The organism is Mesorhizobium sp. RSR380A (assembly GCF_054719385.1).
On sequence record NZ_JBTTIB010000001.1, the window covers coordinates 965,775 to 979,760 of the forward strand.

At 63.6% G+C, this 13,986-nt stretch carries 15 protein-coding genes; 12 read left to right on the forward strand and 3 right to left on the reverse strand.

Going from position 1 to position 13,986, the window contains the following annotated elements:
- Positions 1–17 precede the first annotated feature (17 nt).
- Entirely contained in the window at positions 18–800 is a 783-nt protein-coding gene (locus ACYG9Z_RS04695) for a FadR/GntR family transcriptional regulator (RefSeq protein WP_023712091.1), read from the reverse strand.
- A gap of 179 nt (positions 801–979) precedes the next feature.
- Positions 980–1,969: a sugar-binding protein gene (locus ACYG9Z_RS04700; protein ID WP_023673050.1), complete on the reverse strand. Its 990-nt coding sequence runs from the start codon at positions 1,967–1,969 to the stop codon at positions 980–982.
- A 466-nt stretch (positions 1,970–2,435) separates the two neighbouring features.
- On the opposite strand from ACYG9Z_RS04700, the gene ACYG9Z_RS04705 reads away from it, so the two are divergent.
- The 12 genes from ACYG9Z_RS04705 (at position 2,436) to ACYG9Z_RS04760 (ending at position 13,471) form a co-directional block, all read left to right on the forward strand.
- Positions 2,436–3,176 (forward strand): ATP-binding cassette domain-containing protein, encoded by a 741-nt coding sequence (locus ACYG9Z_RS04705; protein ID WP_023682237.1) that lies wholly within the window; start codon positions 2,436–2,438, stop codon positions 3,174–3,176.
- Positions 3,177–3,217: 41 nt separating this feature from the next.
- Complete coding sequence (locus ACYG9Z_RS04710; RefSeq protein WP_023673048.1) at positions 3,218–4,216, forward strand: ABC transporter permease; 999 nt, start codon at positions 3,218–3,220, stop codon at positions 4,214–4,216.
- Between the two features lie 39 nt (positions 4,217–4,255).
- Positions 4,256–5,026 carry an SDR family oxidoreductase gene (locus tag ACYG9Z_RS04715; RefSeq protein WP_353018401.1) on the forward strand — a complete coding sequence of 257 codons (771 nt, stop codon included), beginning with the start codon at positions 4,256–4,258 and terminating at the stop codon, positions 5,024–5,026.
- A 176-nt stretch (positions 5,027–5,202) separates the two neighbouring features.
- Positions 5,203–6,030, forward strand: a complete 828-nt coding sequence (locus ACYG9Z_RS04720) for an AraC family transcriptional regulator (protein ID WP_023752954.1) — start codon at positions 5,203–5,205, stop codon at positions 6,028–6,030.
- Positions 6,031–6,143: 113 nt separating this feature from the next.
- A complete protein-coding gene (locus tag ACYG9Z_RS04725) occupies positions 6,144–6,587 on the forward strand; it encodes an SRPBCC family protein (protein ID WP_023696209.1) in 444 nt (147 codons plus the stop codon).
- Between the two features lie 16 nt (positions 6,588–6,603).
- Complete coding sequence (locus tag ACYG9Z_RS04730; protein ID WP_023752953.1) at positions 6,604–7,395, forward strand: FAD binding domain-containing protein; 792 nt, start codon at positions 6,604–6,606, stop codon at positions 7,393–7,395.
- 60 nt (positions 7,396–7,455) lie between these two features.
- Positions 7,456–7,938, forward strand: a complete 483-nt coding sequence (locus ACYG9Z_RS04735; RefSeq protein ID WP_023752952.1) for a (2Fe-2S)-binding protein — start codon at positions 7,456–7,458, stop codon at positions 7,936–7,938.
- An 11-nt stretch (positions 7,939–7,949) separates the two neighbouring features.
- On the forward strand, positions 7,950–9,317 hold the full coding sequence (locus ACYG9Z_RS04740) for a xanthine dehydrogenase family protein molybdopterin-binding subunit (protein WP_023752951.1): 1,368 nt from the start codon (positions 7,950–7,952) through the stop codon (positions 9,315–9,317).
- A 1-nt stretch (position 9,318) separates the two neighbouring features.
- Positions 9,319–10,323 carry a xanthine dehydrogenase family protein molybdopterin-binding subunit gene (locus ACYG9Z_RS04745; RefSeq protein WP_023752950.1) on the forward strand — a complete coding sequence of 335 codons (1,005 nt, stop codon included), beginning with the start codon at positions 9,319–9,321 and terminating at the stop codon, positions 10,321–10,323.
- Between the two features lie 7 nt (positions 10,324–10,330).
- Positions 10,331–11,212 (forward strand): AAA family ATPase, encoded by an 882-nt coding sequence (locus ACYG9Z_RS04750; protein ID WP_023752949.1) that lies wholly within the window; start codon positions 10,331–10,333, stop codon positions 11,210–11,212.
- A gap of 235 nt (positions 11,213–11,447) precedes the next feature.
- Positions 11,448–12,584 carry a vWA domain-containing protein gene (locus ACYG9Z_RS04755; protein WP_023752948.1) on the forward strand — a complete coding sequence of 379 codons (1,137 nt, stop codon included), beginning with the start codon at positions 11,448–11,450 and terminating at the stop codon, positions 12,582–12,584.
- Positions 12,584–13,471 (forward strand): amidohydrolase family protein, encoded by an 888-nt coding sequence (locus ACYG9Z_RS04760; protein ID WP_023687944.1) that lies wholly within the window; start codon positions 12,584–12,586, stop codon positions 13,469–13,471. Before ACYG9Z_RS04755 ends, ACYG9Z_RS04760 begins: the two co-directional genes overlap by 1 nt.
- Positions 13,472–13,516: 45 nt before the next feature.
- Here ACYG9Z_RS04760 and ACYG9Z_RS04765 read toward each other — a convergent pair whose 3' ends face one another.
- Complete coding sequence (locus tag ACYG9Z_RS04765) at positions 13,517–13,924, reverse strand: carboxymuconolactone decarboxylase family protein (protein WP_023736013.1); 408 nt, start codon at positions 13,922–13,924, stop codon at positions 13,517–13,519.
- Positions 13,925–13,986: the final 62 nt, after the last annotated feature.

Consider the following 13,986-nt stretch of genomic DNA (forward strand, 5'->3'; position numbering starts at 1 on the left):
GTGGCGAAAAGCCTGTGTCAGCGCCTCGACCGGCCGATAACATCGTCGGTGTTGGCGAGCAGTTTGTGCACCGCATTGCGCGCGGCCGCAGGACGCTGCAGGCGGATGTTCTTCTCGATCGCCTCATGCAGCGCCTGCGCCCGCCGCTGATCGCTGGTCTCGCGTGTGACGAAGACAAAGAGATGATCGAGCGCCGACTCGATCAGAACGCCAAGCGGCACCAGCAGATCGTTGCCCGAGGCGCGCAATATGGCGAGGTGAAAACGCGTGTCGGCGCGGATACGCTCCTGCAGGTTCAAAGCCTCGCCCATCTCACGACAGGCTTGGCTGATCTCGTCCATCTGCTCGTCGCTGCGCCGCGTGGCGGCAAAGGCCGACGCTTCCGGCTCGATGATGTGACGGAACTCCTGCACCGTGCGCAGGAAGGCCTCCCGGTCCGGCCCGGTCGCGTACCAGGCCAGCACATCGCGGTCGAGCAGGTTCCAGCGTTCCCTGGGCTCGACCCAGCTGCCGATCTTGGGCCGTGAAGCCAGCAGGCTTTTGGCCATCAGCATCTTGATGGCTTCGCGCACCGCCGAACGACTGACATCGAAGGTCTCGGCCCATTTGGCCTCGTTGGGCAGAATCGTGCCGGGCGGATAATCGCCTCGCACGATTCTGAGGCCGATCTCGCCGGCCAGCGAGACATGGACGCTCGCTCCCGGAAAATGCGCGGCACCGGCCCTGCGCATGACAGCCGGACCGCGGCTGGCTTGTGCCTTGGCCCGCTCGGCTCGCTTCTTTGATTTCTCGTCCGGCATTCACGTTCCAATGCGTCGGCCGTCTGCGTCCGGACTGGTCCGAACCTGCACGGCGCGCCGATCTCGTTGCCGAAAATCCAAACTACAGACGCGTCAAAGCCGGAGCCTGCTGCCCCAACCGTTGCGTCCGTCCGGGAAGAGACGGGGCGCCCGTCAAAGGGCGCCCCGAAATCGAGAACCTACTTCTGGATGCAGGTGTCGACCGTGTCCTTGGTGCATTCGTCGAGGCCGGTGAACACCGGATCGGCGACGGCCTTGCCTTCGACCAGATCGATCATCACCGATGGTGCCTTGTAGCCCATTTCGAACGGCCGCTGACCAACCAGAGCAGTTACAAGGCCGTCACGGGCGATCGCCACTTCATCGCCGATCGTATCGGCGGCACCGATGACGAAGTCGTTGCTGGCGATGCGGTCCTTGAGCGGCCCGAACAGGTCGCGATAGGGCTGCGGTGCGCCAAACAGCGGCCAGCCGCCCATGATGCCGAAGGCGTCGAGCTTGGGATTGGCGGCGAGGATGTCGGTCATCGCCTGCACGCCCTTGGCGCCGTCGTCATTGGTGAACACCGGGCAACCGGCAACTTCGGTCCAGCCGCCTTCGCCGGCAAGTGCCGCCAGGCCTTCCTTGCCCGACAGCGCGTCACGCATGCCCTGCGCCCGGCGCAGGATGTTGTCGGCCGCGGGATTGCCTTCGATGGTACAGATCGTGCCGCCGTTCGGCTTGCCCTTCTTGATGTACTCGCCGATCTTGTGACCCATCAAATAGTTGTCGGTGCCGAGATAGGTCTTGCGCAGCGCGGCATCTTCCTTGCTGAGATCGGCGTCGAGCGTCATGATCGGGATCGTCGGATTGGCGGTCTTGATCGTCTGCGCGATCAGCGGCGCGTTGGATGGCGAGATCGCCATTGCCACCGTGTCGGCCTTGCTCAGCATGTCCTGAACGATCTGCGCTTCGCCGGCCTCGTCGGAAGTCGATGCCGGGCCGGTGTAGAAGCATTCATATTCCGAGCTGGCATTTTCCTTGTTCCATTTCTCGCAGCCCTGGTGGATGGCTTCGAAGAATGGATTGTCGAGACCCTTCACCACGATTACGAGCTGTTTCTTGGCCAAAGCCGGCCCGGCGCCCAGCGCCATGGCGGCGACGGCGGCGAGCAAAAGTGTTTTCCTCATGTCAGTCCTCCCTTGAAACAGACGGACACGGCGTGCCCGCCACACAGATCGACCGGATGCTTAATGACCGAGGTTCGTTTCACGAGCACTCGTGTCGCCAAGACAGATCGATAAGCATTTCCAGATGCGGCATTGGCCCGGCTCAACACATGGGTGGCGCCGCAACCTCGACCGATAAACCTCCGCCGATTCCGCCCGGCTAACCGCCAGCGACATCGGCACAATCTCCTCCGACGCTTAGCTAATATCGGCTTGCGGCCAACGTCAATGCTATTTGTCCTACAAAACGGATTTTTGGATAACCAAGGCTTCAATTCGTCCGACAATTGATTGACGAGCGCCGGCTTTTGCGTAAAAGAACGCTGACGCTGTTTCCGGGAGGAGATGGGGAGAGCGGGGCCAAAGCAGCGCCGGCATTCACGCCGGGAACAGCAGCGGGTCGCAAAACACGGGGAGGCAAAGACTGGTGGCGGTTCTCGAACTCACCAATATCTCGAGGCATTTCGGCGCCATCCAGGCGGTCAACGACGTATCGCTGTCGATCGAGCCCGGACAGGTGGTCGGCCTGATGGGCGACAACGGCGCCGGCAAGTCGACGCTGGTCAAGATGATCGCCGGCAATTTCCGCCCCAGCCATGGCGTCATGCGGATGGACGGCAAGGAGTTGATCCTGCACAAGCCGGCGGAAGCTCGCCAGCACGGCATCGAGATCGTCCACCAGGACCTGGCGCTGTGCAACAATCTGACCGCTGCCGCCAATGTCTATCTCGGCCGTGAATTGCGCCGCGGCCTCGGCCCTTTACGCATCCTCGACTATGCCGCCATGTACAAGCGCGCCGGCCAGCTATTCGCCGAGTTGAAGTCCGAGACCCGTCCGCGCGACCTCGTCAAGCAGATGTCGGGCGGCCAGCGTCAGGCGGTGGCGATCGCGCGCACCATGCTGTCGCAGGCCAAGATCGTGTTGATGGACGAACCGACGGCCGCGATCTCGGTGCGCCAGGTCGCCGAAGTGCTGAACCTGATCCGCCATTTGCGCGACCAGGGCATCGCAGTGGTGCTGATCAGCCACCGCATGCCTGACGTGTTCACCGTCGCCGACCGAGTCATCGTCATGCGGCGCGGCCGCAAGGTCGCCGACAAGACGATTGCGTCAAGTTCGCCCGAGGAAGTCACCGGGCTGATCACCGGCGCCATCGAACAGGTTTGATCTCAGCGAATTTCACCACGCACAGCACATGAAGGTCGACGATGGCACTGACAATTGACCAGCCGATCGAACAAAAGCAGCAATCCTTGCCGGCAAGACTGTTTGCCAGCCAGACCTTCTGGGTGGTGATCGCGGTCATCCTGGCCTGCCTGTTCCTGTCTTTTGCCACCGACGCCTTCGCCACGTCGAAGAACCTTTACAACATCACCCGCAACATCACCTTCGTCGCCATCATCGCGCTCGGCATGACCTTCGTCATCATCACCGGCGGCATCGACCTGTCGGTCGGTTCGGTGCTCTGCCTGTCGTCGATGGTGCTGGCCGTCACCATGCATGCCGGCTACTCCATCGAGGTCGGCATCCTCGCCTCGATCGCCACCGCGCTCGCCATAGGCGCCTTCAACGGCATCATGATCGCCTATCTCGGCTTTCCACCCTTCGTGGTGACGCTCGGTATGCTGTCGATTGCCCGCAGCCTCGCCATGGTCGCCTCCAACAACACCGTCGTCTTCCAGTTCGGCCCGGATCACGACAAGCTTCTGGCGCTGGGCGGCGGCGCCTGGGTGTTCGGCATCGCCAATCCGGTCCTCTACATGATCCTTCTGGCGCTGATCACCGGATTCACGCTGCGCTGGACCAAGTTTGGCCGCCACATCTTCGCCATTGGCGGCAATGAGCACGCGGCGACGCTGACCGGCGTTCCCGTCAAGCAGATCAAGGTCGCCGTCTATATGATCTCGGCGCTGGCGGCGGGCATTGCCGGCATCATCCAGACCGGATGGCTGGGTGCCGTCACCACCAATCTCGGAACCGGCATGGAACTGCAGGTCATCGCTGCCACGGTCATCGGCGGCGCCAATCTCGCCGGCGGCGTCGGCACCGCTTTCGGCGCCATTGTCGGTGCCGCGCTCATCGAAGTGATCCGCAACAGCCTTGGTCTGCTCGGCATCAATGCTTTCTGGCAAGGCGTGTTCATCGGCGGCGCCATCCTGCTCGCGGTGCTGTTCGACCGGATCCGCAACTTCAGGCGCAATGACTGAATGTTTTTGGACTGAATCTTCCGGCTGGAAACCGTTGCTTTGACATCGAAATCCCTGTTCGACCTCAACGGACGGCTGGCGCTGATCACCGGTTCCGGCCAGGGCATCGGCCTGGCGCTGGCGCGCGGCCTTGCCGAGCATGGCGCAAGTGTCGTGCTCAACGGCCGCGATGCCGGCAAGGTTGCCGGTGCCGTGGCCGGCTTGCGCGATGCCGGCTTCAAAGCGCACCCCTCGACCTTCGACGTGACGGATTTTCGCGCGGTCGATGCTGATGTCGCCCGCATCGAGGCCGAGATCGGCGCCATCGACATCCTGATCAACAATGCCGGCGTGCAGTTTCGCGCCCCGCTCGAGGACTTTCCCGAGGAGCAGTGGGAGCGGCTGTTCAAGACCAATGTCTCCGGCGCCTTCCATGCCGGCAAGGCGGTCGCCCGCAACATGATCGCGCGCGGCAAGGGCAAGATCATCAACATCGGCTCGGTGCAGAGCGAACTCGCCCGGCCCAACATCGCGCCCTACACGGCGACCAAGGGCGCGATCCGCAATTTGACCCGTGGCATGTGTACCGACTGGGCGAAACACGGGCTGCAGATCAATGCCATCGCCCCCGGCTATTTCCGCACCGAGATGAACCAGGCGCTGATCGACAACCAGGAATTCTCCGCCTGGCTGGAAAGGCGCACGCCGGCCGGCCGCTGGGGGTATGTCGACGAACTGATCGGCGCCGCCGTGTTCCTCGCCTCCGACGCCTCGTCCTTCGTCAACGGCCATACGCTCTATGTCGACGGCGGCATGACGGCTTCGGTTTGACGGTTCTTCCCTTCCCCTGCGGGAGAAGGGGAATCCCTATCGCTCAGTCTGAAAATCCGTCGGCATAAGCGGCCCCCCAAGCTCACCACACCTCCCAGCCTTGACGCGACCCCGAACTCAGCCGCACAATCCCGTTGCAGGCGAAGGGAGGCCAGTCGTCTGCGGGAGGTATACCCATGAAGGACGCGATCAGGCTCTATTGGGGCCGGTTCGGACATGTTTCTGTCCTGAATGTCGCCAGCGACTTCGTCACCCATGCGCATGTCGAGGCCCACATCATCATCTGGCTGGAGGGCACGGCCGGCGAGATGACCGTCGGCCGCGAGACGGTGCCGCTGGGTCCCGGCACCGCCGCCGGCATCAATTCCTACCAGCCACACAGCCACATTCTGTCGCAGAACGGCAGGCCCGGCCTGTTCCTCGCCTTCTACATCGATCCGGATTGGGCGCGTCGGCGCCGCGACCTGCCTTCGTCGGCGCCGTTGTTTGCACAGGCGGCAATCACGCTCGAACCATGGCTGCACCGGGCCGCCGCCAATCTGCTTGACCATTTGAGCGAGAATGAAAGCATCGACGACGTCGCCAATTACGAGATCGAGCGCTTCATCGATGGCGTGCTCGACGCCGCCGACGCCTCGGCGCCGCAGGAGACGCGCATCCGCGTAAACACCATGCAGGATTTCCGCGTCCGCAAGGCGATCCAGCTGATGAAGGCCAATGTCTGCGAGCGCATTTCGTTCGACGACGTCGCCCGCAGCGTCGGCCTGTCGCGGCCGCATTTCTTCGCTTTGTTCAAGGAACAGACCAATCTGACGCCCAATGTCTACTGGAACACGCTGCGCATGGAGGAAGCCGTGCGGCAGTTGCAGTGGTCGCAGGAACCGCTGATCTCGGTCGCCTGCAATCTCGGCTTCACCACCCAGGGCAATTTCTCGCGCTTCTTCCGCGACCATGTCGGGGTGCCGCCGACGCTTTACCGCGAGGCGGCGCGGGCCATGGCCTGAGCCAAGCCGCTCGTTTTTCAGACTCCTTGATAGGGCCGCAAGACCCATTGATAAGCGCAGCACCGGCCGCCGCCCTACCCTGCTGCGTATCGAATTCGTAGGGGAATGATCATATGGCTGAAGTCACCGTCTCCAGCGTCATCGACGCGCCGGTCGAAAAGGTCTGGGCGCGCATACGCGACTTCAATGACCTGCCGGGCTGGCATCCGCGCATGGTCAAGAGCCATATCGAAGACGGCAAGAGCGCCGAAACCATCGGCTGCGTGCGTAATTTCGAGCTCGCCAGCGGCGCGCGTATCCGCGAAAAACTGCTCGACTTCTCCGACGCGAATTTCCGCGTCAGCTACTCCATCCTGGAGACGCCGCAGCCGCTGACCAATCACAAGGCGACGCTGCAATTGCGCCGCGTTACCGACGGCGACCGCACCTATGCCGAATGGACAGCAACTTTCGACGCGGCGCCCGAAGAGGCCGACAAGATCGCCGCCGGCATGGCCGCCAATGTCTTCCAGGGTGGCTTCAATGCGTTGAAGAGCCATTTTTCTGGCCAGAGCTGAGTCAGGGGAGACTGCCATGGCGCTTGCCCTCCAGACCTTTTCGGCCGTCAGGGATGCCAACGCGGCGCTGAAGGCGCCCGGCACCCGCTATCTCGGCGGCGGCACGCTGGTCGTGCGCGCCGCCAATGAAGGCGATGTCTCCGTCACCGGCCTCGTCCGCTCGACCGATCCGACCCTCTCCGGGATCACCATTGCCGGCGGCAAGGTCCGCATCGGCGCTTCGGTGACAATGGCGGCCATCGCCCGCCATCCGGAGCTTGCGGCGCTGTCCAAGGCTGCGCGCGCCGTCGGCGGCCCGGCGATCCGCAACATGGCGACCGTCGGCGGCAATTTGTTTGCGCCGGCGCCCTATGGCGATTTCGCCGTGGTGTTGCTGGCGCTGGATGCGACGGTTGGCACCGATGATGGGGAATTGCCTATCGAGGATTTTCTGGCCAGGCGGGACGGCAGCCGCGCCATCGTCACGTCAGTCGCCTTCGCGCTGCCGAAGGCCGAGAATTTCCGCTTCCTGAAAGTGTCGCGAGTCAAGCCGAAGGGCGTCTCGGTGCTCAGCGTCGCTGCCGTTCTCGAACAGGCCGGCGACGGCACTGTCTCCTCGGCGCGGATCGCGCTCGGCTGCATGGCAGACCGGCCGATGCGCGCCCGTGCGGCGGAAAAGGCACTGATCGGCAGCAGGCTTGACCGGGACGGCGTCGCAGCGGCGCTGGCTGCAGCCGGTGAAGGCACTTCGCCAATCACCGACCCGATCGCCAGCGCCTGGTATCGCGCCGAGGTTCTGCCGGTCCATCTCGGCCGGCTGCTTACTTAACCACCGCTTGGGGGGCGCGCGTCTGTCCGATCAATCGGGCAGGCGCGCTGGGAGGAACACATGGCAAAGGTTCCGGTTCAGTTCACGCTCAACGGCTCGGAGAAGGCCGAATTTGTCGACAGCGGCACGACGCTGCTGCACGCGCTGCGCGACAAGATCGGCGACACCTCGCCCAAGGGCGGCTGCCACCAGGGCACCTGCGGCGCCTGTTCGGTCATCATCGACGGCGAACTCCGGCTCTCTTGCCTGACCCTGGCCGAGACCTGCAGCGGCGCCGACATCCGCACCACATCGGGCCTCGCCGAGGCCGGCGTCCTGCATCCGCTGCAGCGTGCCTTCCTCGATGCCTTCGCCACACAATGCGGCTTCTGCACGCCGGGCATGATCATGGCCGCCAAGGTGCTGCTTGACCACACGCCCAATCCGAGCCGCGAGGATGTGGTCGAGGCGCTGTCCGGCAATATCTGCCGCTGCACCGGCTACGAGCCGATCATCCAGGCGGTGCTGACGGCGGCCCGAGCCAATTCGCAGAACGCGGCCTAAGGATCAAAAGAATGGAACTGCGCAAAAACTATTTCGCCGATCAGCGCAAGGACGGCCTGCACGAGATCGGCCATGGGCGGCCTCGGCTGGATTCGCCGGGACATGTGACGGGCAAGACCGCCTATTTCGCCGACCGCAACTTCCCGAATATGCTTCACCTGAAAATGGTGCGCAGTCCGCACCACCATGCCCGCATCCGTTCGATCGACACTTCCGAAGCGGAGAAGCATCCCGGCGTGGTGAAAATCCTCACCGCCAAGGATGTGCCGCACAATGTCTACACCATCCTGATCCTGATCCAGGTCGGACCGGAAGACGAAACGGTGCTGGCCGACGGCAAGGTGCGCTGGAAGGGCGAGGCGGTGGTGGCGGTGCTGGCCGAGACCGAGCGCGCGGCTCAGGAAGCGGCAGCCAAGGTCAAGGTCGATTATGAGGTGCTGCCGGCCGTCTTCGACATGGAAGAAGCGCTGAAGCCCGGCGCGCCTTTGGTCAACGAATATCACGGCCAGAATTATTACCTCTACGATAGCGGCGAATGCCGCAAGGTGCGCTTTGGCGATGTCGAGGCGGGCTTCGCCGGCGCCGACCACATCCTGGAACAGAGTTATCAATCCTCGCCGATCGAGCATGCGCCGACCGAGACCACGGGTTGCGTCGTGGTGCCGGAAGGCAATGACCGCTTCACCTGCTACACCAACACCCAGGCGATGTTCTTCACCCTCGACAACGCCTCGATCATCCTGCAGATGCCCGGCTCAAAACTGCATTTCGTCGGCGGCACTGTCGGCGGCGGCTTTGGCGGCAAGGTCGACGTCATCGTCGAGCCGATCGCCATTCTTGGCGCTAAACAAACCGGACGCCCAGTCTGTTTCGTCTATAGCCGCGAGGAGGAGATGCAGATCTCCTCGCCGCGCGCCGCCGAAAAGATAATCATCAAGGACGGCGTGATGAACGATGGCCGCATCGTTGCGCGCAAGGTGACCGGCTATACCGATGCCGGCGCCTATTCGCGCCATTCGCCTTATGGCGCGCAGAAGGGAGCGGCGCACTATCCCGGGCCCTACACCATTCCCAATGTCTGGATCGACACTTATTGCGTCTACACCAACCGCACACCCTCCTCCGCGATGCGCGGCTTCGGCGTCACCATCGGCGACTTCGCGCTTGAGGTGCAGATGGACAAGCTGGCGCGGCTGATCGGCATGGACCCCCTCGAATTCCGCTTCATCAACGCCTATCGCGATGGCGACATGAAGGCGCATCGCCAGCCGACCGAAGGAGCGGCGCTGATCGAGTGCATGCAGGAGGCGTCGCGCGCCGCCAACTGGCCGGTGGCGGAGAAGTATATGGCGATGTCCTCCTACACGAAGGGAGCTTGAGATGGCGATAAGGCGCGGACGCGGCGTCGCCGCGATCAACTACCCGACGGGCATGAACCTTGGCGGCGACCCGACGCAGGCGCTGGTGCATTCGACGCCGACCGGCAATTTTATGGTCACACTTTCGTCGGTCGATCTTGGCCAGGGCCTGAAGCAGATCATGGCGCAGATCTGCGCCGAGACCATCGGCGTGCCGACGGACCGGGTTACCATCGACACCGCCGACACCGACACCGGTCCGCACTGCATGGGCACCTTCGCCTCGCGCGGCACCCACCGCGCCGGCAACGCCGTCATCCAGGCGGCCAAGGAAGCGCGCCAGGTGATGTTGGAAGTGGCGGCGGAAGAGCTGGAGGTCAACGCCTCCGACCTTGAGACCGATGGCCAGGGCAATATTCTGGTCAAGGGCGCGCCGCAGAAATCGATCTCGATCTTCGATGTCGCCTTGTCGGCGCATTTCAAGCGCGGCCGCTCGATCTCCGGCCGCGGCATGTTCCTGATCCCGCGCTCCTATCCGGAGAAAGAGACCGGCGCGATGAAGCCGTCGACCTGCTACGCCCATGCCTGCACGGTGGCCGAGGTCGAGGTCGATGACGAGACGGGCGAGGTTACGGTGCTGACCGTCAAGAACGTCTTCGAGATCGGCCGCGCGCTGAACCCGAAAATGGTCGAGCAGCAACTGGTCGGCGGTTCCTGGATGGGCATCAGCCACGCGCTCTACGAAACGACCGAGCCCTATTATCCCAACCGCGACCATGGCGGCACCGACTTCAACCAGTATCTGATGCCGGGACCGGGCGATCTCGCCCAAACCGAGATCATCGTGCTGGAGCGGCCTTCGGCCGACGGGCCTTATGGCGCCAAAGGGCCAGGCGAAATGTGCGCGAACCCGCAGATCCCCGCGGTTGCCAATGCCGTCTTCGACGCCATCGGCGTGCGCATCGACACGCTGCCGATCACACCGGAGCGCATATTGCGCGCGCTGAAGGCGCAAGCGGCGAACTGAGGACGACATGCAGGAGCCGAATGCCGAGACTGTCGCGACCTCGCCGGAGGCGGTGGCACGCCATCTCGCTGCTTCGCGCTACCTCGCCGACGACAGCCTGGCCACCGCCATCTTCCTGGCCATACGGCTCGGCAAGCCGCTGCTGCTGGAAGGCGCGCCCGGCGTTGGCAAGACCGAAGCTGCGAAGGCGATCGCGCAACTGCTTGGCCGCGATCTGGTGCGGCTGCAATGCTATGAAGGCATCGACGCAGCACACGCGCTCTACGAATGGAACTACCAGCGCCAGCTGCTCGCCATCCGCCATGCCGGCGAGCATGAGATCGACATCTATGACGACCGCTTTCTGATCGCGCGGCCATTGCTGCAGGTGCTGCGGGCGCCGGAGCAGCGCGTGCTGCTGGTCGACGAGATCGACCGCTCCGACCACGAATTCGAAGCGCTGCTTCTCGAATTCCTTTCCGATTTCCAAATCAGCATCCCTGAGCGCGGCACGATCCGCGCCGAGGCGCAGCCGATCGTCATCCTGACCTCGAACCGAACCCGCGAACTGGCGGAGGCGCTGCGTCGGCGTTGCGTCTATCACTGGATCGGCTATCCCGACGCCGAGCGCGAAGCCGCCATCATCATGCTGCGCGCCGGCAATGTCGCCGAGACCACCGCGCGCGCCGTGGCGAATGCCGTGCAGTCGATCCGCGCGCGGCCACTGGCCAAGCCGCCCGGCATCTCCGAGGCCGTCGAATGGGCCAACGCCGCCACCATACTGGAGAAAGGCGGCAGCCCATGGCCGCAAGCCTTCCGCCGAGCCATCGGTGTGCTTATCAAGGACGAGGAGGATTTGTCCGCGATCGCGCCGGAGCTTGGCCAGATTGTCGAGGAGGCGCTGGGGTGACGTGTGAGGTCAACAGCTCGTTCATAGCGAGGTGGCCTCACCTGGGCACTCTGCAACGCTGGCGGGACAGCGCCCCCCTCTGTCCTGCCGGATATCTCCCCCACAAGGGGGGAGATCAGCCGTCATCCTGGCTTTCGCCAATCTCCAGCGGCGCAGAAAGAACCGAAGCGCCAAAGCTGCTGATCTCCCCCCTTGTGGGGGAGATATCCGGCAGGACAGAGGGGGGCGCGAAGGAATGATGCGTCAGGGAACCCTTCCTCTCGCCTCCGCGCCCTTCCTCGACTTCGCCCGGCTGCTGCGCCGCCACGCCTTTGCCGTCGCCCCCGAGCAGGTCTGCAGCTTCATGCAGGCCATAACCCTGCTCGGCCCGCGCTCCATGGCCGACATCCGCGAGGCGGCGCTCGCAACGCTTGCCCCCCCGCCCGATCGCCGCGGCGAATTCGAGGCGCATTTTCGCAATCACTTCCATGGCGATGGCCAACCCTCGATCGAAGGCGAGGAAGACGAGGAAACCCGCATCAAAGACGATCACGGCACGCGCCAGGAGGAGAAACAGACGACGCGCCAGGAGAAAGGCGGCGAGCTGTCGTCGGGCCTGGAGCAACTGAGCACGCGCGATTTTCAGCGCGACGATGACAGGCTGACCGCCTTTCGCCGCAAGCTGTCGGCTGCCCTGCCCGCCCGCCGCTCCTTCCGCACCGTGCGCACCCATTCGCGCGGCAAGCTCGACCTGCGCCGCTCGCTCAGGGAAATCGTCAGCGCCGATGGCGATATCCCCTCGCCGCAGCTCCGCCGCCGCCAGACGGTGCCGCGCAAACTGCTGATCCTCATCGACGTCTCCGGCTCGATGAAGCTGCACACATCGGATTATCTCAAATTGGCGCACGCCGCCGTACAAGGTGCTGACCGTGCCGAAATCTTCACCTTCGGCACGCGGCTCACCCGCATCACGTCCGCACTGCGTATCCGCGATCGCGACCAGGCTCTCGCCCGCGCGGCGGCACTCGTCGACGACTGGGACGGCGGCACGCGCATGGGACCGACCCTGCTCGCCTTCCTCTCGGTGCCCCGTTTCTCAGCCTTCGCCCGCGGCGCTGCTGTGATCATCCTGTCGGACGCGCTGGAGCGCGGCGACCATGCCGATCTCGAGACCGCGATACGCCGCCTGAGCGCCCGCGCCTTTCGCCTGTCGCTGGCCACACCGCTGGCCGGTGACCCGCGTTTCCTTCCCGCCACGGCAGCACTCCGCGCCATCCTGCCTGATCTCGACGATCTCATCGACGGCTCGTCGCCCGGGAGCCTCACCGATTTCATCCTGTCGCTCGCCCGCCCTGCCCCGGCGGCGTCGGCAATCTGGAAAAGGGTATCGTGATGCAGAAAGCCATCGACGCGCATTTCCACATCTGGCGCCAGCAGGATCAGCCCTGGCTGGTCGGCCCGATGGTGCCGCGCATTTTTGGCCCCTACGAGCCGATTCGCCGCGACTATCCGATCGAGGAATTTCTCGCCGATCAGCAAGGCGCAGGTGTCGAGAAGGCCGTCTATGTCCAGACCAACTGGGCCAAGGAGGATTTCGAAAAAGAAGTCGCCTTCCTGCAGAAGACTGCCGACGAGACCGGCTGGCCGCACGCTATCGTCGGCTATACCGATATGACTGTCGACGATGTCCGGCCCCAGATCGATCGATTGAAAAAGTACCCGCTGCTGCGCGGCGTGCGCATGCAGCTGCATTGGCACGAGACGCCGGCCTTCCGCTTCGCTGCCTCGGCCGATCAGGTCATCGACCCCAAGGTGCGGGCCAATGTCGCGCGGCTTAAAGACTATGGCCTGTCCTTCGACCTGCAGCTTTTCCCTGCCCAGATGAAGGACGGGCTGACGCTGGTCGGCGAGAACCCGCAGATCAACTTCATCCTCACCCATGCCGGCATGCTGACCGGCATGGAGCCGGAAACCACCGAGGCCTGGAAAGCCGGCCTGAGTACTCTATCAACAGCGCCGAACTTCTACGCCAAGCTGTCGGGCCTCGGCACCTTCGCCCACCGCAACGATCCGGCGTTGATTGCCTACATCGTCGACAATGCGATCGACATTCTGGGCGCTGACCACCTGATGTTCGGCTCCAACTTCCCGATAGAGAAGCTCTGGACCAGCCACGCCGAACTGATCAAGGCGCATCGTGCAGCCGTGGCGAAGCACGGTCCGGTGGCGGAAGCGGATATCTTTTGGAATACAGCAGAGAAGGTTTACAGACCGGCATAGCGCACGCTTTCCCTTCTCCCACAGGGGAGAAGCGAAAGCCGCCCCTCACTTCACTTCAAACTCAGGATCGACCGGAATCTGCATCGCAGTCACCAGATGGTTGGTCTGCCCGGCCAGCCCGATGATCGACGCCAGCTCGCCATGCTGCGCATCGGTCAAGCCTTTGGCGCGGGCAGCTGCCGTATGCGAATGGACGCAATAGGAACAGCCATTGGCGGTCGACACAGCGATGTAGATCATCTCCTTGGTCAGCGGATCGATGGCGCTTTCCGTAGCCATCACCACTTTCACCTGGTCCCATGTCCGTTTCAGCAAGGCCGGATCGTTGGCCAGCCCGCGCCAGAAATTGTTGACGAAGTCCGACTTGCGCGTCGCGCGGATGTCGTCGAACACAGCCTTCGCAACCGGGATTTTTTCGACCTCGGCATCGCTGAGGAGTTTTGTGGCGGCCATGGCGTTTCCTTTCGTTGAATCGGTGGATCAGGTGGTTGAATCAGGTTTCGAGCAAGGGCGGC

Bases quoted from the DNA above. Each gene is read 5' to 3' on its own strand.
- ACYG9Z_RS04695 (WP_023712091.1), bottom strand. From the start codon at position 800: ATGCCGGACGAGAAATCAAAGAAGCGAGCCGAGCGGGCCAAGGCACAA.
- ACYG9Z_RS04700 (WP_023673050.1), bottom strand. From the start codon at position 1,969: ATGAGGAAAACACTTTTGCTCGCCGCCGTCGCCGCCATGGCGCTGGGC.
- ACYG9Z_RS04710 (WP_023673048.1), top strand. From the start codon at position 3,218: ATGGCACTGACAATTGACCAGCCGATCGAACAAAAGCAGCAATCCTTG.
- ACYG9Z_RS04720 (WP_023752954.1), top strand. From the start codon at position 5,203: ATGAAGGACGCGATCAGGCTCTATTGGGGCCGGTTCGGACATGTTTCT.
- ACYG9Z_RS04725 (WP_023696209.1), top strand. From the start codon at position 6,144: ATGGCTGAAGTCACCGTCTCCAGCGTCATCGACGCGCCGGTCGAAAAG.
- ACYG9Z_RS04730 (WP_023752953.1), top strand. From the start codon at position 6,604: ATGGCGCTTGCCCTCCAGACCTTTTCGGCCGTCAGGGATGCCAACGCG.
- ACYG9Z_RS04735 (WP_023752952.1), top strand. From the start codon at position 7,456: ATGGCAAAGGTTCCGGTTCAGTTCACGCTCAACGGCTCGGAGAAGGCC.
- ACYG9Z_RS04740 (WP_023752951.1), top strand. From the start codon at position 7,950: ATGGAACTGCGCAAAAACTATTTCGCCGATCAGCGCAAGGACGGCCTG.
- ACYG9Z_RS04745 (WP_023752950.1), top strand. From the start codon at position 9,319: ATGGCGATAAGGCGCGGACGCGGCGTCGCCGCGATCAACTACCCGACG.
- ACYG9Z_RS04750 (WP_023752949.1), top strand. From the start codon at position 10,331: ATGCAGGAGCCGAATGCCGAGACTGTCGCGACCTCGCCGGAGGCGGTG.
- ACYG9Z_RS04755 (WP_023752948.1), top strand. From the start codon at position 11,448: ATGATGCGTCAGGGAACCCTTCCTCTCGCCTCCGCGCCCTTCCTCGAC.
- ACYG9Z_RS04760 (WP_023687944.1), top strand. From the start codon at position 12,584: ATGCAGAAAGCCATCGACGCGCATTTCCACATCTGGCGCCAGCAGGAT.
- ACYG9Z_RS04765 (WP_023736013.1), bottom strand. From the start codon at position 13,924: ATGGCCGCCACAAAACTCCTCAGCGATGCCGAGGTCGAAAAAATCCCG.